At 54.1% G+C, this 20,351-nt stretch carries 19 protein-coding genes; 3 read left to right on the plus strand and 16 right to left on the minus strand.

Translation table 11 applies throughout. From position 1 onward, the window contains the following. Positions 1–12: 12 nt before the first annotated feature. From M1136_01435 to M1136_01475, 9 genes are all read right to left on the minus strand, one after another. Entirely contained in the window at positions 13–942 is a 930-nt protein-coding gene (locus M1136_01435; GenBank protein ID MCL5074302.1) for an ABC transporter permease, read from the minus strand. 42 nt (positions 943–984) lie between these two features. Then, a complete protein-coding gene (locus M1136_01440; GenBank protein MCL5074303.1) occupies positions 985–1,461 on the minus strand; it encodes a MarR family transcriptional regulator in 477 nt (158 codons plus the stop codon). 94 nt (positions 1,462–1,555) lie between these two features. Next, positions 1,556–2,920 carry an amidohydrolase gene (locus tag M1136_01445; protein ID MCL5074304.1) on the minus strand — a complete coding sequence of 455 codons (1,365 nt, stop codon included), beginning with the start codon at positions 2,918–2,920 and terminating at the stop codon, positions 1,556–1,558. Between the two features lie 19 nt (positions 2,921–2,939). Next, entirely contained in the window at positions 2,940–4,874 is a 1,935-nt protein-coding gene (locus tag M1136_01450) for an aldehyde ferredoxin oxidoreductase family protein (GenBank protein MCL5074305.1), read from the minus strand. A gap of 221 nt (positions 4,875–5,095) precedes the next feature. Then, positions 5,096–6,496, minus strand: coding sequence for an amidohydrolase (locus M1136_01455; protein ID MCL5074306.1), 1,401 nt, complete (start codon positions 6,494–6,496; stop codon positions 5,096–5,098). 114 nt (positions 6,497–6,610) lie between these two features. Further along, positions 6,611–7,624 carry an NrtA/SsuA/CpmA family ABC transporter substrate-binding protein gene (locus M1136_01460; protein MCL5074307.1) on the minus strand — a complete coding sequence of 338 codons (1,014 nt, stop codon included), beginning with the start codon at positions 7,622–7,624 and terminating at the stop codon, positions 6,611–6,613. A gap of 134 nt (positions 7,625–7,758) precedes the next feature. Then, positions 7,759–9,150: a monomethylamine:corrinoid methyltransferase gene (locus M1136_01465; protein MCL5074308.1), complete on the minus strand. Its 1,392-nt coding sequence runs from the start codon at positions 9,148–9,150 to the stop codon at positions 7,759–7,761. Between the two features lie 22 nt (positions 9,151–9,172). After that, positions 9,173–9,850, minus strand: coding sequence for a corrinoid protein (locus tag M1136_01470; protein ID MCL5074309.1), 678 nt, complete (start codon positions 9,848–9,850; stop codon positions 9,173–9,175). Between the two features lie 164 nt (positions 9,851–10,014). After that, positions 10,015–10,734 (minus strand): cyclase family protein, encoded by a 720-nt coding sequence (locus tag M1136_01475; GenBank protein ID MCL5074310.1) that lies wholly within the window; start codon positions 10,732–10,734, stop codon positions 10,015–10,017. A gap of 243 nt (positions 10,735–10,977) precedes the next feature. Here M1136_01475 and M1136_01480 point away from each other — a divergent pair, with 243 nt between their 5' ends. Beyond that, the gene (locus M1136_01480; protein ID MCL5074311.1) at positions 10,978–11,223 is read left to right on the plus strand and encodes a YfhL family 4Fe-4S dicluster ferredoxin; all 246 of its coding nucleotides are present in this window, start codon (positions 10,978–10,980) and stop codon (positions 11,221–11,223) included. 173 nt (positions 11,224–11,396) lie between these two features. Here M1136_01480 and M1136_01485 read toward each other — a convergent pair whose 3' ends face one another. From M1136_01485 to M1136_01500, 4 genes are read right to left on the minus strand one after another with little or no spacing between them, the layout of a single operon-like run. Next, positions 11,397–12,440 carry an SPFH domain-containing protein gene (locus M1136_01485; GenBank protein MCL5074312.1) on the minus strand — a complete coding sequence of 348 codons (1,044 nt, stop codon included), beginning with the start codon at positions 12,438–12,440 and terminating at the stop codon, positions 11,397–11,399. A gap of 28 nt (positions 12,441–12,468) precedes the next feature. Then, positions 12,469–12,984, minus strand: a complete 516-nt coding sequence (locus M1136_01490; protein ID MCL5074313.1) for a hypothetical protein — start codon at positions 12,982–12,984, stop codon at positions 12,469–12,471. 27 nt (positions 12,985–13,011) lie between these two features. After that, positions 13,012–13,530 (minus strand): hypothetical protein, encoded by a 519-nt coding sequence (locus M1136_01495; GenBank protein MCL5074314.1) that lies wholly within the window; start codon positions 13,528–13,530, stop codon positions 13,012–13,014. A gap of 18 nt (positions 13,531–13,548) precedes the next feature. Further along, entirely contained in the window at positions 13,549–15,495 is a 1,947-nt protein-coding gene (locus M1136_01500) for a DUF2207 domain-containing protein (GenBank protein ID MCL5074315.1), read from the minus strand. Between the two features lie 135 nt (positions 15,496–15,630). Between M1136_01500 and thyX the strand changes: the two genes are divergently transcribed. Together thyX and M1136_01510 are read left to right on the plus strand one after the other, a co-directional pair. Continuing rightward, positions 15,631–16,269 carry an FAD-dependent thymidylate synthase gene (gene thyX, locus M1136_01505; GenBank protein MCL5074316.1) on the plus strand — a complete coding sequence of 213 codons (639 nt, stop codon included), beginning with the start codon at positions 15,631–15,633 and terminating at the stop codon, positions 16,267–16,269. A gap of 20 nt (positions 16,270–16,289) precedes the next feature. Then, positions 16,290–16,889, plus strand: coding sequence for a biotin transporter BioY (locus M1136_01510; protein MCL5074317.1), 600 nt, complete (start codon positions 16,290–16,292; stop codon positions 16,887–16,889). Between the two features lie 7 nt (positions 16,890–16,896). Here the strand turns inward: M1136_01510 and M1136_01515 are convergent, their stop codons facing one another. The 3 genes from M1136_01515 to M1136_01525 all read right to left on the minus strand — a co-directional run bounded on the left by M1136_01515 (position 16,897) and on the right by M1136_01525 (position 20,340). After that, entirely contained in the window at positions 16,897–17,517 is a 621-nt protein-coding gene (locus tag M1136_01515; GenBank protein MCL5074318.1) for a DUF47 family protein, read from the minus strand. Positions 17,518–17,532: 15 nt separating this feature from the next. Beyond that, positions 17,533–18,516, minus strand: a complete 984-nt coding sequence (locus tag M1136_01520; protein MCL5074319.1) for an inorganic phosphate transporter — start codon at positions 18,514–18,516, stop codon at positions 17,533–17,535. 441 nt (positions 18,517–18,957) lie between these two features. Continuing rightward, positions 18,958–20,340 carry an extracellular solute-binding protein gene (locus tag M1136_01525; GenBank protein ID MCL5074320.1) on the minus strand — a complete coding sequence of 461 codons (1,383 nt, stop codon included), beginning with the start codon at positions 20,338–20,340 and terminating at the stop codon, positions 18,958–18,960. Between the last annotated feature and the right edge of the window lie 11 nt (positions 20,341–20,351).

Here is a 20,351-nt window from a genome sequence, read left to right on the forward strand (position 1 = left end):
GTCTGTTCAACCCTATTTTTCGCCCCTCTCGAATGGCCTCCCCAGAGCAGCCGGGGCCACAACCCGGCCAACGACTAGGGTCATAACGATGATGGTCAACACATAGGGGATCATTTGCAGTAACTGGACAGGGATATCAAGAGTCAGATGTTGTTGCACGGCATCAGCCAGGGTGAATACTATGGAGGCAACAAATACCCCTAGAGGATTCCACCGTCCGAAGATGTTGGCTGCCACAGCGATCCATCCCCTACCTGCGGTCATATTCTGTTGGAAGAAGTTCAATTGCCCCAAGGAGAGAGATACCCCTCCCAGACCAGCCAGAGCGCCGCTCAGAACAACACAGAAATAGCGAGTTCTATTCACATTCAGGCCAAGACTATCGGCCGCTTCTGGATTCTCCCCGATTGCGCGCAGCTTTAGTCCGATAGAGGTCTTAAAGAGGACAATTTGGGCGAGGATGACGACAGCAAAGAGGACAAAAACAAGAGGATTCTGCCGATCGAACAATATACCTAAAAGGGGAATGTCCTTCAGCAAGGGAACGGATACGGTTGGTAGGGCTGTTACCATTTCCGACTGACCCTTATTACCCCAGATGACCTGTAATAGGAAAGTAGTTAACCCTAAAGCAAGCAGAGGAATGGTTATCCCACTAAGAGCTTGATTTACTTTAAGATTGATGCAAAGTACAGCGTGCAGTAAGCCAAAGATAGCGCCGAAGATGATACCGGTTAGGACCCCCAGCCATGGATTCCCTGTATAAAAGGTTGTCAGCGCCCCGCCAAAGGCGCCCATCAGCATCATTCCTTCTAATCCAAGGTTCATTATCCCTGAGCGTTCAGAGAAAGTACCACCGATAGCGGCCAGGGCGATGGGGACACACATACGCATCGCGGCAGCCAGAATAGACATGGGTACAGCCGCATCAAAGCCGATCATGCCTGATCCTCCCAAGCACAACCTTTCATTTTAACTACTGTGCTAGCGGGAAAGTCCGTCGGTCTCAACCCTTTCCTTGAGGCGTCTCAGGAGACGATCTAATACCTCTAACTCCTCCCCTTCATAGCAGGCCATCATGCGAGTCAGGAACTCTCTATAAGGCTGTTTGACCTTATCCCGAAGCTCCTGTCCTTTCTCGGTGATCTCCACCATAATGACCCGCCTGTCCTCATCATGGGGAACTCGCCGCACTAAACCATCACGCTCCATGCGGTCGATGAGCGTGGTCGTATTACTATTGCCCCGAAAGAGCTTTTGACTCAACTCAGTCAGAGAGGTGGCTCTGCTCTCCGATAGGTGTCGCAAGACACCATACTTAATGGTGGTGATGTTCCAGCGCGACATCTCCTTTTCCACCCTTCTGGCGACAGCGTCATGGGTCCGGCGGAGCAGTACGTACGTATCTATCGCTCGCTGAGAGGCTTCAGTTGTAGACTCGGAAATCTGTTGCGGTCTCATGGCCACTCCTCTAAATTACATATGCGGATATTACGGATATTAAATATATCCGCAATATACTTCCCTTATCGGCTGTTGTCAAGATGGGCGCTGTTTACTGGAGGGCAGCCCGTTGAATCAAGTCTTCAGCTACAGATTCAGATCTGGAGAGCACCTCTCCTTCGTCCACCGTTAAAACTCTCCTCCCCTCCATCACTATTCGGCCGTCAATGACCACTGTATCCACATCACTGCCATTGGCACAATACACCAGAGCAGAGATAACCCGGTGAATGGGGAGGGTATGCGCCTTCCATAGATCCACAAGGACGATATCCGCCTTCTTGCCCGGTTCAAGCGAGCCTATCTTGGCTTCCATACCCAAGGTTTTGGCTCCCCCAAGGGTAGCCATCTCAAAGACCTGTTCACAGGGGGTAACGGTTGGGTTCAAGTGATGAACCTTATGCAGAAGAGCGGCCGTTTTCATGACACCGAACATATCCTGATTGTTATTAGCTGCCCCATCACTGCCCAGGGCGATGTTGATGCCGGCTCGCAACATCTCGGGCAGGCGGGCCACCCCAGAGGCTAAGAACATATTGCTGACGGGACAATGAATCAGGTTGCCTCCGCTTTCAGCCAGCAGGGCGATCTCCTCGTCACTGAGCCACACCCCGTGTACCACGTGAAAGCGTGGCCCCAGTACCCCCAGGCTATGTAGCAATTGGATCTCCCTCATACCATAATCCTCAAGCGTCGCTTCGACCTCGGACCGACTCTCGGCCACATGGGTATGGATACAGGTTCCATATTTATCGTAGAGGGATTTAAGGGCCGTAAACAGGTGCGGTCCACTGGCAAAGATGGTCACAGGAGCAGGGCAGACACTGACCATTCCTCGACCCTCTCCCTGCCACCTGAGCAGCAGTCTCTCCATTATGTCTAGATCTTCTTCCAAAGAGTAAGCGTAGAGAAATCTTGGAATACCCCATTTTTCTGCCCGTGGCGTGTGGTAGCGAAGACCTCGGGCTATGAGGCCTCGCATCCCGGTTTGTAGATAGGCCTTGGCTATGTTGTCCACTACGGACTCGCTGGTGTTCACTGTATGGTTATCCACAATGCACGTAGTTCCCGACTTGATTGCCTCCACACAGCTGAGGAGCGCTCCTGCATAGACGTCTTCTGCCGTTAAAACTGTGGCTATGGGGTAGATAGCCTTAGTAAGAAAGTCGATCAGGTCTTTATCGTCGCCCAACCCTCGCAGGAGAGCCTGAAACATATGGGTATGAGCATTTATCAAGCCAGGTATAGCTACCTTCCCCCTCGCTTCGATTATCCGGTCCGCGCCGGTGTACCTGAGATCATCAGTCGTCCCTACGGCGATGATGCGGTCATCCTCTATAAGGATAGCGCCATCTTTTATTATCCGTCTCTCAGCATCCATACTTACTATGGTGGTATTGACGATAGCCGTGAGCACTTTTCTCTCCTCCAACCTATCACTTTACTAATTTACCATACTGCGCCAGCCTTTCGGCCACTCCTTCCAGGCCAAGCTCCTGTAGGCATTTCTCTGTCTGCCAACTCGTGGCCAGGTCCCAGCCCTGTAGGGTATAGTACTCCTCCAACATTTGTTCCCACTTCTTGTGCTCTAGCACTTCTCCAGCGAATGGCCCTGATTTAGTGGGCTCCCTCATCAGCCGTTCTGGAGGGAAATCATCCTGGCGCGTGAAGCCAGCGTGAAGAGTGTTAAAGGCCTTCTCAACGTTATGGAGACGTTGACCGAGACGCAGCAGTTCCCCACTGGAGAGGTTAGTGCCTGTAGTGGCTGAGAAAAGTAGGGCGAGGTCCTCGGGATCAATTAAGTCGCTATCCAGCCAGCAGGTTAGGAAATAGCATATCCCCAACATATCGACCACAGCCTTAAACTTCTCAAACCAGAAAACGACTTGGGCTTGTCCCTCGTAGGCGGTGAGGTTACCGGCGGCTGCTGTACCATAGAGGGCTCTTCCCAACTCCGGCGATATGCGCCGGAAGCCGGTACTTGGAGCACCGTCAAGGTGTCCCCCACCCCGTGTGCTGGTTACAATACCCAAGGCCCAAGATTTGCTTATCCTCATCCCCCCCTCGTTCATATCCGCCCCTTTTATATGCATAGCGTAGCGTTCAGAACCTCTACCGATGGTCTTGGCTGCTTGTCTCACGCCCTGGGCTAAGAATTTCCCGAAGTCCTGCCGATAGGCTAGCTGTTCCACCAACTTTAGAGCAGCCTGATAATCACCCCAATTGAGCTGCAGCCCTCCCGTATCTTTGATATTGATGATACCACGTTCGTAGAGCTCGCAGGCCCAGGCCAGGCATACCCCAGCCATATCTGTATCCAAACCCAGTTGGTTACACAGGGCCTGAGCCTTGATGAGCGCAGGGGGGTAATCAATATCAAGATTGGGGCCAAAGACCCTGATGGTGTTAGCCTGTATCCCCTCACAGCGTATGCCGGCGTAGGGTCCCTCTTTTATACCATAGAAATGGCCACAATAGACAGGACAGTTGAAACAAGCTAACCTTCGCCGCTCAAAGTTGTCCTTAAAGACCTGCTCTTTTATCTTCGCCGATCGCTCGGCAGGCCAGTAGTCATCCTGGTAATTACGCACGGTTTGAGGTTGCGTACCATAAGCTCCTCCAGCTGCATAGGCATAATGCGTTCCTCCAGTGCGAAGCAACCCTGCTCCGGATGATTCTTCGATCTTTCGTAAGCAGCGCCTCACATGCTCCAACAGCGTATCTGGATCGTAGACCTGAATCGGCTGGGTGCCTCGAACAGCGATGGCTTTCAGGCGTTTAGAGCCCAGTACAGCCCCTGTCCCACCCCTGCCCGCCGCTCTGCCTCTCTCGATGATCAGACAAGCACCCAGTACCAGGTTTTCTCCAGCCGGACCAATACTGGCCACCCGCAGGCGATCATCATCCATCCTCTCCTGTAACCAGCTCTCCGTCTCCCAGGTAGTCTTGCCCCAAAGAGGAGAGGCGTCCAGGAGCTCAGCCTTATCATCCTGGATAAGCAAAAAGACCGGCTGAGATGCTACTCCTTCAATTATAAGGGCATCAAAGCCGGCAAACTTCAGTTCTGGTCCGAACCGTCCTCCGGCGCTGGAGGAGGCTACCCCACCGGTAAGGGGGTTCTTCGTATCAACGTTCAAGCGCCCTGAGGCTGGAGCAATAGTACCCGTGAGGGGCCCGGTGCTTAACACTACCTTATTACCCGGCTCAAGGGCGCCAACCGATGGCTCAAGCTCCTGGAACAAAACCCACTGACCAATCCCACGTCCACCTATCATCTCTCGGGCATAAGCCTCAGTCGGCTCTACGTTTATCTTCGCCGTTGATAGGTCCACTCGCAGGATCTTTCCTGTCCAGCCAAGGGTCTGTTCCACCACCTACACCTCATCACCATAACTAGAGCCCGTTATTTTAGATTCAGCGATGGCCTTTACTTTCAAAGGATAGGCCAGGTGAACCTTGTCCCCCAGCTCCCCCAGCCAGTCGTGTATCATTGTTCTCCTCATATAAGGTTTGAGTTTCCCCCACGGACCAGCTGTCATGCGACGCTGCTCCTGCCATCAGTGGAATGCCCTCATCATCTCGTGTATCCCAGCTATAGGGTGGGCCACCTGGAACACGGTTGAACACCTGTCCTGGCTAAAAGCGCCTGGGCACGTCGTCTTGCTTCAGCCAAGACCTCCTCCTCATCCAGGGTAAGAACATGGCCATCCTTGACCACTACTTTTCCATCTATAAGCACAGTGTCAACATCACCTCCACAGGCGCTGTAGACTAACCCTGAAACAGGATTGGGACAAGGGGTTAGATGGGGCTTGTCCATATCGATGATGACCAAATCTGCCTTCTTGCCAACCTCCAAGGAGCCGATCTCACTATCTAGCCCCATAGCCTTTGCCCCATTGATCGTGGCCATCTCAACTACTTGTTCGGCCGGCATCACCGTCGGATCGAGGGTGATGCCATTGTGGATGACTGCAGCGAGCTTCATCTCTCGTACGAGATCGTAGGTATTATTACAGTGACCACCATCGGTGCCCAAGCCCACGTTGACCCCTTGCTGAAGCATCGCCGGAATCGGGGCGAAGCCGTGTCCTCCTTTCATATTAGAAGAGGGACAATGCACCACATGCGTCCCCATCCGAGCAAGGGTGACTATTTCAGCCTCTGTTAACCAAACAGCGTGGGCCAGGAGGCAATTTGGCCCCAACAAGCCAACGCTTTCAGCAAACTCAACGGGCAGCAGACCGAATTCACTCTTCGTATACTCCACGTTGGTTTTCACCTCAGCCAGGTGTACCGTGATACCCAAGCCCCTTTTCGCGGCAATCTTGCTGATCTCCTGGTACAGACCAGGCGTGCATCCTCCCAGTGGGCGAGGACCGAACCAGACCTTGATGCGACCACCGCCCACCCCATCCCACTTATCGTGCATGGCTAAGGCTTCAGCCAGGCTGGCCTGGCGATCCTCCTCCAAACCGCTGTGCATAATATTGTACATAATATTTAACGCCGCGGCACGACCAGGACTGGGCCGATCCATCACCGTCTTAGATAGCACCGCCCTCATCCCAGACGCTCTTACCACCTCAGCTATTCCATCAAACCCATAGCGGCTGGCGATCATCGACTCGACGAAGGCCGTAGTGCCCGAGCGCAACATCTCCAATAGACAGAGGGCGGCGCTGGCCCGCCCGTCCTCCACAGTGTAATTCCCCTGCAGTACCAAAATTCTTTGGCCAAGCCTCTGTAACTGAGGTAGATCATCGGCACAGCAACGGAGCATCGCCTGGGCCAGGTGAACGTGGGTATTAATGAGGCCTGGCATAATGAGCTTGCCTGTAGCCTCGATCCGTTCCTCAGCGGGGAACTGCTTCCTCATCTCCTCCGTCTTTCCTACCCCCACGATGCGGTCGCCCTGAATGGCAACTGCTCCATCGAGGATGATACGTCGTTGCGCATCTACAGTGATAACAGTAGCCTTCTCAAAAATCATGCTCCCCCTCCAGGCGAGTATATTGGGACACAGGGTAGATCCATTGGTGTTGGCCTTGTCAACTTCACGGATAACGGATGAACTTGAGCTGTACTAACTGAGAGGCAGACGCACCTACTTAATGGTAACCGCCGCCGGATCAACCTTCTTCAAGCCATCGACGTAAACGAACGGCTTGAAGTTAGGTACCACCGCTCCCTTCAGGGCCAGACCCGCATCTATGGCCCATTGGGCCTGTCTTTGCCACTCGTTGAGCAACCCCTGGCTCAGCTCAGTCTTAATCTGATACTCATCCCATATAGCTTCCACCAGAACTGGATCCCACTTCGTTCCCTTGACCACCAGCTCGATCGCCTCCTTCTTGTTCTGCTTCAGGAAGGCGTCGGCTTTGAGCATCACCCGCAAGATACGCTCAATTGTCTCCGGATTCTGCTGAGCATAGTCTTGAGTAGTAGCCAGCAAGGAGTGACCAGTATACTGGGGATAAATAAATTCCACATAGTTGTCCCCCAGGGCCTGCTTCGCCTTGAAGAAGTTGGGTTGCCAGCTGAAGAAGGCATCGATATTGCGGGCAGACAAGGCCAGAACCATATCGGTCGGGACTACGTTCACCACCTGCACATCGGCCTCGGTTAACCCGTTAGCCTTGAGGAAGGAATGCATAAAATATTGGGCGTTGGTCCCCAGGCTGGTACCCACCTTCTTGCCTTTCAGGTCTTTTGGGGTAGTTATCCCAGCATCCTTACGCGCTACCGCCCGCCAAGTCGTGTACCTCTCTGTATCGGCGATGATGGCTATCTTCTGCCCCTGAAAGGCAGCGAAGACGATGGGTATCTCGGCCACCGTAGCCAGGTGAGCCTTCCCTCCTAGGACAGCCTCCAAGGCGGCCCGACCAGTGGTGAAGGTCACCTTCGTCACCTTAATCCCTTCTTGAGCCCAAAGCTCCTTAGCATCAGCGATAGGGATCTGGGCCCAGGCTGGCGAAGGTGTCTCAGCAATGATCAGTTCCACCGGTTTCACGGCCACCTTCGTCGGTGTTGGTGTTGGGGCAGCCGCGGGGGTACAGGCGCTGGAGGCGAAACTGAGCAGTACAACGATGATTATGGGTAGCGAAAACCATCTTTTCACCGAAAGTCTCCTTTCATAAAACTAAAATACTGCACTTTAAGATACGATCAACCATCAGCACCTATGGTTTTGTTTAGCACCTCCTCAGCGAGCGACCAGGACTGCCTCAGTTAGCAACTGCTAAGCACCCTTGGCTATGAGAACGCGCTGCCCAGAGGCACACCTAAGTCTATAAGCTCTCGCTTCACTTTGAGATAGAGATCAAGCCACTCTCGGGCTGGCTGAAGTGTCCCCAAATCGAAGCACTCGACGAAGCTCTTCCCCTTGGGGGGATCTTTAAGGCTATCCTCGTACTTCGCCAGGAGGATCTTGACAATCTCGTTAGCTTGTTCGCGTTTCAATCCGGCTGATCGCTTTAAGACCTCGCCACAAAATTTGCACTCCAGAGGGGTTAGGTAGTTGGCGTACTTACCGCCGGCCGAACGGGGTCCGATCACAATACTGGCTCCCGAAACAGCGAAGTTCAACATCACGGCAGCTGACTCATAGAGCAACATCTCCGTGCCAGGACCAGCCACCTGATTAGTAACCGAATTAGTGATTAGATGGGTATTGCGACTCAAAGCTTGAAAGACGACGCTTATCGTCCACTGGGCATGGCGGCCGCAGTTGCCCATGTAGCGCAGGTCCAGCACGCCAGAGGCACCGCAATGACACTGGTGAACGACGTATTGCAACAGGGAAAAGGCGATAGCTGAAAGGGCAGCCCCCTCCGGTGGCCCGGAGTAGCCACCGATCATGGAGGAGGCCCCAGAGAGGATCACCCCACCACAGTTCAAGGCATGGACCACTTTATGAAGGGAGGTATAGGTAGTTTTGAGCTCGGCTGGGGAGAGGACAAGAGCGATATCTGTTGGTTTAAAGCCACCCGGTAGACCATAGCCACCCAATTGCCCAAACTCGGTTGTGCTGGAGATAACCGCTGTCGCGGGCATGCCTGATCTACCAGCCCGCCAGAGCGCCTCGTGGTGCATCTGGGCATGGAGCCTTCCAGCGAATGTTTCATAGGGGGTAGCGGACAATATGGGTCGGCCAAATACAGTCTCCAGGGAACCACCCTGGGCGATGTCTACCTCCCGGTTTTGGACAATGCCCTGCATAAGAGGCACCCATAGGTCCTCGGAGACCACTATGCCCAAGGGGGCCGTAAAGGCTGGGGGATGTGGATCTTCCGGCTGGCGCGCTCGCAGAATCACTGTTTCTCGTCCCTCGCCGACAGGTAACTCACGCGGCGCCCGCTGAATGGCTGATCGCAATTCATCCTCACTCACCTTGATTACTCTCTCAGTATTTAAGCAAAGCATGCCCACTTCAACGGCCAACTCAAAACCAGCCTTAAAGAAGGCGTCAGCCAGAGCATCGTCGCTGTTTATAGGGTGCTCTGGGGTGCAGGTACCTTGCAGGTGGTAATCCTTCAACTTCTCGGCTACCCTGGGGGGAATAACACGCATATCCCAGTCTTTAACTGCGCAGAGCGGGCCGGTGTGGGCTCGATCGAGAATATCCAGGATAGTAAAGACAGACATTGAATACCTCTCTCTTTTTCTCTTAATTTGCGCTGGTTTTTGTGGCCGATTTCATCAGCTCTTTACAGACCCTCACGGCCTCAGCGGCATCACGACCATAGGCATCGGCCCCTATGGAGTGGGCCCACTCTCGCGTCACCGGTCCACCGCCGACGATAACCTTGTACATCTCTCTTTCACCACTTGCTACCAGGGTAGAGATGAGATATTTCATATAAGGCATCGAGGTCGTCAGTAAAGAGCTCATAGCAATGATATCCGCCCCCGTGTCCCGCGCTCTAGCCAGGAAGGTAGACACCGGAACATCCGTCCCCAGGTCAGTCACCTCAAAGCCATTCACCTGGAGCATAACTCCCACCAGGTTCTTTCCTATATCGTGGATGTCGCCTTGCATCGTCCCAATGACCACTCTGGCCAAAGACTTTACCGCTGAGTCTCCCTGTCTGAGGACGGGTTCCAGAACTTTATTGATCTCCTGGACGACTTCTGCGGCCAACATCATCTCCGGCAGAAAGATCTCAAACCGCTCAAATTTATCCCCAATCTTCCTGAGAGTGGGGATGATGCACTCATCGAATATTTGGGGTGGGGTCAGCCCAACAGTTAACGCCTGCTGGGCCAGCTCGTGCCCCCGTGTGGTTTGTCCTTGACTTATGGCCGCCATAAGGCTCGCCTTGATCTCCTCGACTGATGTGCTCATTACTATCTCCCTTTTATATTTATAAACGTATCAATCCCTGAAAAATCCCATCTTAGGGGATTTAAGAGGATACACCCCTACCTCCCCTGCTCACAGCGGCCAGGACAGCAAAGGCCCCCTCTACTCCCTATCGAACGTACCTTGGAAGAATCTCTAGGTATCTTTTAAGAAAGGCCCCCTTCGATGGCAATTACCCTGGCCGGTGCTCCATCAGATCCCTTTATCTTCAAGGGGAGGCATATTAGCCAGACCCGTTCCCTGCTGATGGCCCCTAGATTAGTTAACCACTCGATCAGAACGATTCCCTTCTTAAGAAATTTACGGTGGTTTGGACTACCTTTCCCCGAAGGGCGCAGCGCCCCACAATGTGGGCATGCGACAAATGGTTGAACCTCAGCCATAAAGTCAAGGGCGAGGGATTTGATGCCTCGGCCGATAAGCCAGTCGCAGGCATCTGTGGAAAGCCAGATCATAGCGCGCCAGAATCTCTCTGTTCCCCAAGGCCCTCGCTCCGTCCAGCCGCTGCGCAGGATGACTATATCGCCCTCTTTCACCTGGGCCGTGGAGGAGCTGAGATCCGCCGCAGTAACACCCTCACCTGGGTGTTTATGACTCAAATCAATGAGGACCGCTTCCCCCACCAGCTGTTCCAGGGGGATTTCATCGTTGGCCAGCCCATCCTCATAAAAATGTTTGGGGGCATCTATATGGGTGAAGCTCTGCGTAGTGGTCTGTATCTTCTGCATAAAGAGGCCATCTTTAGCAATCGTGGCGAAGGTTTCAATCCTCGTCGGGGGCTCCTCCTGGCCGAAGGTCACCCTGGCTGGATATTTGGTCCAGGCATCTTGCGAAGATATGCTCAACGTGAGATCGATCAAACGCACGGGTAAAATCCCATCCTTGCCACTGGCTGAGCGTGCTCAGCGACATTATGATCAATCAGCTATCTAGCGTCATTGTTAGGGGGATATAAATTTGATATGCGGATATTTCGCTTGCAAAATAGTTTAGCAGACAAAGTACAGATTGTCAAGGCTTTTTGCAACCAAATTTGGTAGACAGACCCTCTAAGGCATAGTATAATTAGTCCCTGGCAGTGACCAACGCCAGAAAGGTGGTGAGAAAGCATGGCCCTGATGATAACAGAGGATTGCATCAGTTGTGGTGCCTGTGAACCGGAGTGCCCCAATCAAGCGATCAGCGAAGGGGAAACTATCTATATCATCGATCCGGATAAGTGCACCGAATGCGTCGGTTTCTACGATGAGCCGCAGTGTGCCTCTGTTTGCCCCGTCGATGCCTGTGTGCCAGACCCCAACCGCAGGGAGACACGGGAGCAACTGCTCGCTAAGAAGGAGCGCCAACACAGCTAAAGTATCCCCTATTTAGGGGCAAATTCGTGCCCTGCCCTCAAAGGAGAAGGTTTTTCTCAAGTGTGCCTTTGGCGTGACTCACATCGTCAGGAGTCACGCCTTTTCTATGTCAGCTAAACCCTCTCCTTTAGCAAGAAGAATTAAACAGACAAGACGATAGATGCTCTGCCCTATTAGTCGGTTGATTCGACCTTGGCTCCACAGTTCGGACAAAAGCGGGCTTCGGGTGGTAAGGGCGCTTGGCAATTGGCACAAAGCGGTGCAGACCCAAACCTGATGCCACAATTCGGGCAGAACTTAGCATTGGCCGCTACCTGGGCCCGGCAATTAGAACAGAGGAGAACCTGCTGGCTGACGCCCTGTGCCGCCTGAGTAATAATCTGCGGAATCATCATTCCCAGACCGGCGCCCAAACCGAGCCCCATACCTGTCGCTGCACCCTCACCTGTACCACCACCACGCGCCGCATCTCCCATCGCGCGCCCTGCCTTCATTTGCAGATAGGCAGCCATATTGGCCGTCCCAATCGCTTCCAGGCCAGAACGCTCATCGATGATCCGCTGCACATCTTCGGGTGGGGTAATGGCTCCAATATAGAGCGTCTTTAAGTCAACACCCAGAGCAGCGAAGTCTCCTTTTACCTTAGCCCGGATACCGATAGCCAGCTCATCGTACATCTTGGGCAGGTCGAGGATCGAGCGGAGCGATTCACCGAGGAGGTCATTCAGCCTGGACACGATGATCCCTCGCCAGAAGCTCTCGATCTGCCCCGTAGTATAGATCCCCTGCGTACCCACAATCTTATTAACGAACAGCAGCGGCTCACTTACCTGTATACTGAACGTGCCAAAGGCACGCAAGCGCACCATGCCCAGCTCGCTATCGCGGAAAGCGATTGGCTCTGGCGTGCCCCATTTCAGATCGATGAACTCTCGCATATTTACAAAGTAGACCTCGGCCTTGAAGGGTGTTTCCCCCCCAAAGGGGATACCGATGAGTCCCACCAGGAGCGGAAGATTAGCCGTCGTCAAGGTGTGTCTGCCCGGACTAAATGTATCGAGTGCCTTTCCATCACGGAAGAAAACTGCCTTCTGGCTCTCTCGCACGATCAGCTGAGCTCCCAGCTTGAAGGTGCCAGATCCCTCCTCCGGCACCCGATGCACTATCTCTTGCCCTGTTTCGTCAAAGTATTCGATTACCTCTAAGAACACGGACATCGTTGATCCTCCTTTCACTCAAAGCGAGCTAGCGACCGCTAACAATCTCCTGGCGTTGTCCGAAGAGACGATTGAGGTCCTCCACCTTAACCGCTAGATCACCCGCTGCGCCCTCTAGGGGCTCCCTGTTAGCCACTTTCTCCACCAGCGCATCAACCTTCTTGACCACCTCGTCCACTCCAGCCAGGAGCCCGGCATCGAAGCGATAGAGCCGATCCAGCTCTGCCTCCCGCACCTCGAGGGCATCAAACCAACCTGCATAACCGTAGCTAGCTATCCGCAGGTGATCGATCAACAGTTGCAGTTTCGTAAAGGCCAAATCTACAGCTGGCAAGGAGGTTAATTGCCCTGCCCCAGCCAGTTGCACCTCGACCTCAGATAATCTATCTCGCTGTTCGGTAAGGCGATCAGCCACGTAAGTGCGCAACAGTTTGTCAGCGTCGCGGCGCATCTCCCGATCCAGATAGCCACCGAAACCGGGAATACGGCTCAGTAAGCGCTTAAACTCCGCCTGTTCCTCGTAAACCCTATCCTGAAACTCCATGAATCCCACCTCCGTCCGTAATGTGCTTTACAGAAATATCTCTGCGCCGCAGAACTCACACTTGATGATGCCCTTACCAGCCAAAGTGAGGGTTGCCCCACAGTTGGGACATTTATTTCCCTCTTTAAGCTGCGCTGCCTCTTGAGCATAGAGCAGCCCCTGACTCCAATCGATATAGCCAGTGAAGAGCTCCCGACCGACCAGGTCGTAGATATACCCCTTTATCTGTTCCCGGCTTGTTCGTGTCTCCAGGGCCAGATCGCTGAGACGAACCTTGCCCCGGGCCTGGACTATGTTGAGGATCTTCCTTTCTGTTTCCACTTCAGCATATGCTCTTTCCTCGGCGCGCCCTTTCGACCAGAGATATATACCACTACCTAGCAGGGGAGTAACAAGGATGAAGAGGAGGATCGAACCCAGTAGCATTGCAGGCATATCAGCCTTACCAGATTGAAGGCCACCGAGAAGCCATAGTCCACCCATTGCGCTGATACCTACCCCAATCAGGAAAAGTCCGCCACCGATCATTTTACCACCGCCGATCATAGGTACACCTCGTCCCCATCAGTCTGCTCCTCCCCCGCCGCCCCCGCCACCACCACCGCCTCCAGCCCCACCACTCCAACCTCCACTCCAACCACCACGGGAACTGCTTGGTGCACTGGTGAATACGTGAGAGGTGGAGGTAAGCATACTGAAGAGGCCATCGCTGATGCTCTGTAAACTGCTGAACATTTGATCGCTGCCCTCCTGAAGGGTTGGGAGGCTAGTCCCACTGCCCGGTAGTCCTCCTCGCCTGCTGGAGGGATAACCGTAATCGGGAACCCTCCAGGAGCGGGGGCGTGGATAACGCCGTGGATAGCCTTCATCAGTAGGGACGACCGGCGGGAGACTTTCATACCAGGGCGGGGCCGGTGCACCGATCTGAGCAAACTTGTGTACCCAACTACGCTCTATCCCAAAGGCTATGGCATAAGGAAGATACTTATCAAAGATATCTGTCGCTTCCTTGAGGTTCGTATAGCGCTGAATGTCGGTTAGATACTTGCCGAAGGCAAGCCACCTCGCCCTCTCCTCCGCCCCCTTGGGTGTGCGTCTCGGCATCACCGTGGCTACAGCCATTAGCCCCAGAGCCGGGAACCCAATGCCTAGAAAAGGACAGATAGCCAGATTGGCGTACCGGGTGAGGGCAGCTAGAGCCAGCCCACCCCCGGCTGCTGCCAGAACCAAGACGACACAGCCGGCCAGCCTATAATTGCGCCGCACCCTCTCAGGATTGGCCGTAAAGAAACCAAGCTTCACCACCTCATTGTAGAGATCATCTTTCAGAGAAGGAAGCTCAGTGTAGAATCGTTCCCGCAGACTCGATAAGCGCACCTGGCGGGCACTATGGAATAGGGCCTTGACAAGCGCCTTCTCGTAGGGACGTAGGGGCTGATCCGTGTCCAGTAATTCGTAATAGAAATCCCTTCCACTCCAGGAATCCCCTTCCTGCTTCTCAGTTATCTTGATTATCCCTCGCCTGGCCAGGTCAATGAGAGTGGCGATGATATCCTTGAGGTCGGCCTTCTCATCGATCAGCGTGCCCACTACACCAGGGGGCGAATCGCTTGGGGGATTAGACAGATATTCAGCGGCGAGACGCACCGGTCGATCACGCCCCCGTCGATACCAGAGCAGCCAGAGAAAGACGATACCGAGCACAAGGGAGAAAAGCCCGACTACCAGAAATCCCAAATCGACGAGGGGACGCCACCGCTCATTATAAGCATCCATACGGTCGGCTTCGCTTTGCCAGGCAGGAGGTTGGCCTTTTACGATGCCGTGAGGGAAGCGCATACCGACCTCCAGTCCCCGGTCGGGAGGAATATCGGTAGCGTAGAACTCAATAGTTTGCTCACCCAGAAGGCGTGTTTCCGCTTTCGTATCAAAGGAGGCTAGCTGCAATTGAGCCGGCGCCACGGGTGCCGGTAGATGTACGGTTACCCTGGCCGACCTGATCGGTTTGCTGTGCTCGGCAAAGATCGCCTTCCACTGGAGGCGATCACCTTGTTCGTAGAAGGCGAGGGCCCCACGAACTAGATACTTGATCTGAAAGGTGCGGGCCCTGCCGCTGGTATAGGGAAACCACCAGTCGATCCGCAGAGCGCCGTCCTCTACACTGGTCGTGAAACCGCCAATAGTTTCACTTCTCACTCTGCGATATGGTTGATCACCCTCCCAAACCTCAACCCCCTCGATGGATGCAAGGCGGTCGGTGGGGATCCAGCGGTAGGCGTGGTGGAAAGAACCGATGGTGAAGACGTATTTCTGTGTCTCTACAATCTGAAGGGCAGAGTCTGGTCGAACGATGATATCAACGTTGATATAGTCCCAATAATAATTCTTGGGCTCATCGGCCTGAGCGATGCCGAAGTTGCCCAAGACTGAAAGGAGGATGACAAAGAGTGCCCAGGCATATCGTGTCTTCATCACACTTATCTCAGCCCGTCGACGAAGGAGGCTTCCCATCTCAGCCTCCGCCATTATAACAGCGCCCCGGTGAGTGGTCAAACGGGCGCATATTTCCCCAAGAAAAACTTGACAGATGGTCGATCGGGGACGTACCATAGCCCAAGGTAAATTACTTGCGATCCGAGGAGATGGATGATGGATGTTGAGCTAATCGCCATAACACCCGATAGCCAAAAGGTGATTGAGCGGGCTGGTCGAACCTGTTACCTTTCCTTTGAAAAGGAGGGGCCAGGAAGCGATGAAAGATTGATAAAACAGCTCATTAATAGCGGACACCTCTCCGTTCTCGAGCATGCCTATGCCACCTTCAGGATACGGGGTTGCTCCAGAACCTTCACCCATCAGCTGGTCAGGCACCGTCTCTGCGCTTTCTCGCAGCAATCACAACGTTATGTAAACGAAGCGAACTTTCAGTTCGTGGAACCAACCTCCATCCAGAGCAATCCTGAGGCTCACGACCTCTTCTTAAGGGTGATGGAGGTGTGCAGGGAATCTTATAAACGATTGTATGAGCTGGGTATCCGCAAGGAGGATGCGCGCTACGTCCTTCCCAATGCGACGCAGAGCGAGATCGTAGTCTCAGCCAATTTCAGGCAATTCAGGCACATGATAGAAGAAAGATGTTCCTTACGGGCCCAATGGGAGATCAGAGAGGTGATGCTCCAGATCCTACGCATCCTGCAACAGGCAGCTCCGGCGGTCTTCGCTGATTTCAAAATCGACGAGGAACGGCGGATCGCCTATCGCATCACCCCGGCGATGCCGGTCTAATAACTTTTTGAGGAGGTCCTATGCAAGCACATCCAACCCTAACCATGACAGAAACCGTATTTCCGAAGGTGACCATCTTACGTAATGTTCTCTTGATCCTCTTCTTTAGCCTCTTCACGTCCATCTCTGCTCAGGTTCGTCTTGAGCTGCCCTTTACCCCTGTCCCCATCACCGGGCAGACGCTAGCCATCCTGCTGAGCGGTGCTCTACTGGGCAGTCGCCGTGGGGCCCTCAGCGTGATGGTTTACATCGTGGAGGGGGCTTTGGGCCTACCGGTGTTCGCTGGGGGTACGGCCGGATTGACCAGGTTGTTGGGAGTGACCGGGGGGTATCTCATTGGCTTCGTCCCAGCAGCTTTCACTGTAGGGTTGCTGGCTGAGCGGGGCTGGGATCGGCGCATATCCAGCGCTATGGCCGCTATGTTTATCGGTAACGCCCTCATTTATTTGTTCGGTCTGCCATGGCTTGCCCTTGTCACCAGAGCTGATCTGGGCACAGCCGTTATGCTGGGACTGCTCCCTTTCCTGCCTGGAGATGTGTTGAAAATAGTTTTAGCTGCCTTGGTTCTGCCCTCTGGCTGGGCTCTGCTGCGACTCAATAGTGCGGGGCGAACGAGGTAGCAAGAGTTCAGGTCATCTTGACTACAATATTGCCGATTATATTGGCCGCTTCGTCGCCTCGATCGGCCGCGTTGCTCAAGTGCCGGTATATTTCGCGCAGTTTCAATATGTAAACAACGTCGTCGAGCGATTTCACGCTCTTGAATAATTCGGTGAGCGCTTCCCGATAGATGCTTTCAGCTTGATTCTCCAGGCTCTTTGCTCTCATCGAATGCTCAGCAGCCACACCAGGATGTTCCTTCAACCGAAGAACGGCATGATAGAGCTCCTCGGCAGCCTGGCACAGGGTGGAGGCCATCTTGTAAAGATAAGGTGTAGGCTGCACATCCAGAATGGTCATCTCATCAATGGTACTGTAGGCATAGTCAAGGACATCGTCTATGGCCCTGGAGAGGGCAAATATATCTTCTCGGTCGATCGGGGTCACGAAAGTGCGGTTCAGCTCATCGACCAGGATCAACCGGAGCTCATCCTCCTCCTGCTCCAGTTGAACGACCCGCTTGGCCATCTGGGGATCACCATCTTTAGCAAAGGCTTCCAGAGCCTCGAGCCCTTCGCGCGTCTTTTGAGCCTGGGCAAGGAGTAGATTCAGGAAGTTGCTCTGCCGTCGTTGGAAAAACCATCCCACTTTGTTCCTCCTGTTCTAGCTGAAGACGGTGATGATCGTCTTACACAGAATGGCTCCGATCAACGCCGTGGCCGGTAGGGTTATTAACCAGGCAGCGACGATATTATTGACTACCACCCAGCGCACTTTAGAGATGCGCTCAGCCGAACCGACACCAATAACGGACGAGCACATTACCTGCGTCGTGCTCACCGGCCCACCAAGTAAGGCGGCGCTGAGGATGACCGAGGCCGCCGCTGCCTGGGCCGTGAAACCGTGAACGGGGCGGATGCGGTAAAGCCCCACTCCCAGGGTCCTTATTATGCGCCAGGCACCGATACTTACTCCCAGGGCAATAGCCCCGGCGCAACTGGCTATCACCCAGGTGGGCACCACGAACACTGGTTGCGTCCCAAAGGACACCAGTAAGAAGGTGATCACACCCATCGTTTTTTGGGCATCATTGGTGCCGTGGCTGAGAGCCAAGGCGATAGAAGTGAAAACCTGGAATCGCTTGAAGAATAGGTTGATGCGCGGTGTAGCCCCACTGGCCAGGAATAGGATCAGTTTGAGGCCCAGGTAGCCGACCAGCAGGCCAAGGAATGGCGCCATTAACAAAGCGATGAGTATCTTGATTAAACCAGCCGTTTGAATGGCCGAGATGCCTGTTGATATGGCCACCGCGCCAATGATTCCCCCGATGAGGGCATGCGATGAGCTAGAAGGTAAGCCCTGATGCCAGGTAAACAGATTCCAGCCAATGGCGCTGAGCAACGCGGCCAGGATGACCATAACATTTACGGTCGCTGGATCGACAAGGTCTCGGCCGATAGTGGTGGCTACGGCCACACCAAAAATGAAAGGGCCACAGAATTCCGCTATAGAGGCGATGGCCAGCGCCTTACGCGGCGACACAGCACCCGAAGAGATGATTGTGGCAACGATACTACCGCTATCGTTGAATCCATTGAGGAAGTCGAAGAGTAAGGCCAGGGCGATCGCTGTTATGAGCCAGGTCATTCCTTGCATCCCCACGTTGACTACAAAATGTTCCTTAAATCCCTTCTAAGTTGTTGACGATACCATCAAATATAAGATCGCAAAAGATACCGAATGCCGATGCGGTTGCAGAGTAGAGCCTCAGTTGAGCGGAATGCGTCCCTGATGGCTTGATTCTCGTCGTCCAACGCGGTAGGGCGGGTGGAGGTAGGCCCCCGGCTTTACACCTGCCTTGGAGCAACCCGATTGCCAGAGATTCAAGCTATAGGGGTGAGGGCAGGGCCCGCCAAACGACGAAGAGGGGAGCAACGCCGATCTTGGTTAGTGCCTAAGTATAGTACTGTAAACGCCGTTCCTCAGCCTCGGCATGAGCCGAGACCCAGGTCATCCTCTTCCTAGATATAAAACCGCTGGAGCAGTTACCTGGTGGGGCATAATCTATGCCCCACCAGGTAATCCATTCTACTTGGCGTACTTCTTCAGCTCGGCATCAATCCTGGTCGCCGCCGTTTTGATCGTGCTCTCCACTGGCAGACCCCTGATGATGTCAGCCAGGGCCTGGTTAACTAAAGTGCCATACTCTGTATAGCCAGGTGTCTCCGGGCGAGCGTGTCCCCACTTGACCAGCTCCAGATAGGAGAGGTTCAAGGGGAAGGTCTGAAACTCCGGTATCTGGGCATAGGCCGATTTGCGGGCTGGAAGCATGCCGATATTCTTAAACCAGATCGGCGCCATCTCCTTGCTGGTCATAAACTTGACGAACTCTTTGGCTTCCTCCTTATGCTTGGCCCCAGAGGTCACTGTAAGCATAAGATTGCCCGTATGGGTGATGGGCGTCTTCAGGTAGGGCAACGGCATGATCGACCATTTCATGTCCGGATACTTTTTCAAGACGATAACAAAGTCATCCGGGCGCATGGCGGTGGCCGCCTTGCCCGTCTCGAAGGCATCAGGGACTGTCGCCTGAGGAGAGAGCTTCCACTTGTTGAAGAAGTCGGACATAAATTGGAAGGCCTCCAGCGCCTGCGGCGTGTCGATGTAGCCGGTTACCTTGGTGCCCTCCGGGCTCATCCCCATAAACGTGGGCGTGCCCGGCTTATCGTTGGAGCGAACCATCGGTATCCAGTCATAGTTCGTCCCCAGGCTGCGTGTCACCAACCCCCAGACCTTGGGGATGCCATCGGGAGGGATGGGACCGACGACCTTGCGCAGGGCCTCAGCGAACTGGGGCCAGGTCCAGGCCTCCTCCAGGGTCCGCGGTAGCTTAATGCCCGCCTCATCAAACATCTTGGTGTTGTAGAAGATGAGGATGGAGGACTGGATGTACGGCCCAGCGTATAATTTGCCCTGCCAGGATCCCTCCCTCACCGAGGCCTCGACGAAGTCAGCCATATCCTCTTTGGTGTAGATAGCATCCAGGGGGATAATGGAGCCAGCATAGGCGTAGGCCTTGATGTTCGGTCCATCGGCGTCGATCACATCGGGGGGCTCACCGGAGGCCAGGGAGACAGCGATCTTGCGGAAGACCTCCGCGAAAGGCACTGCTTCATACTCTATCTTGATGTTCGGGTGCTTTTCCTCGAACATCTTGATCATGGTCTTAAAGGCGCTAAACCTTGGCTCCCCAAGCAAACCCAGGAAGCGGAGGGTAACCGGTGCCGCTGGCTTAGTTGGCGTCGGTGGCACTGGCGTCGGAGTGGCCACAGCCACCGGCGTCGGTGTCACCGCTGCTGGGGCGGGTGGCTTGGTCGGCGTCGGTGTTGGGGCGGCGGCTGGCGCACAGGCACCCACTACGAAACTGAACAATAGGACGACAACGATCGGCAGCAAAAACTGTCTTTTCACGGAAAGTCTCC

The sequence above is a fragment of the Chloroflexota bacterium genome (assembly GCA_023475225.1).
Taxonomy (GTDB): Bacteria; Chloroflexota; UBA6077; order FW602-bin22; family JAMCVK01; genus JAMCVK01.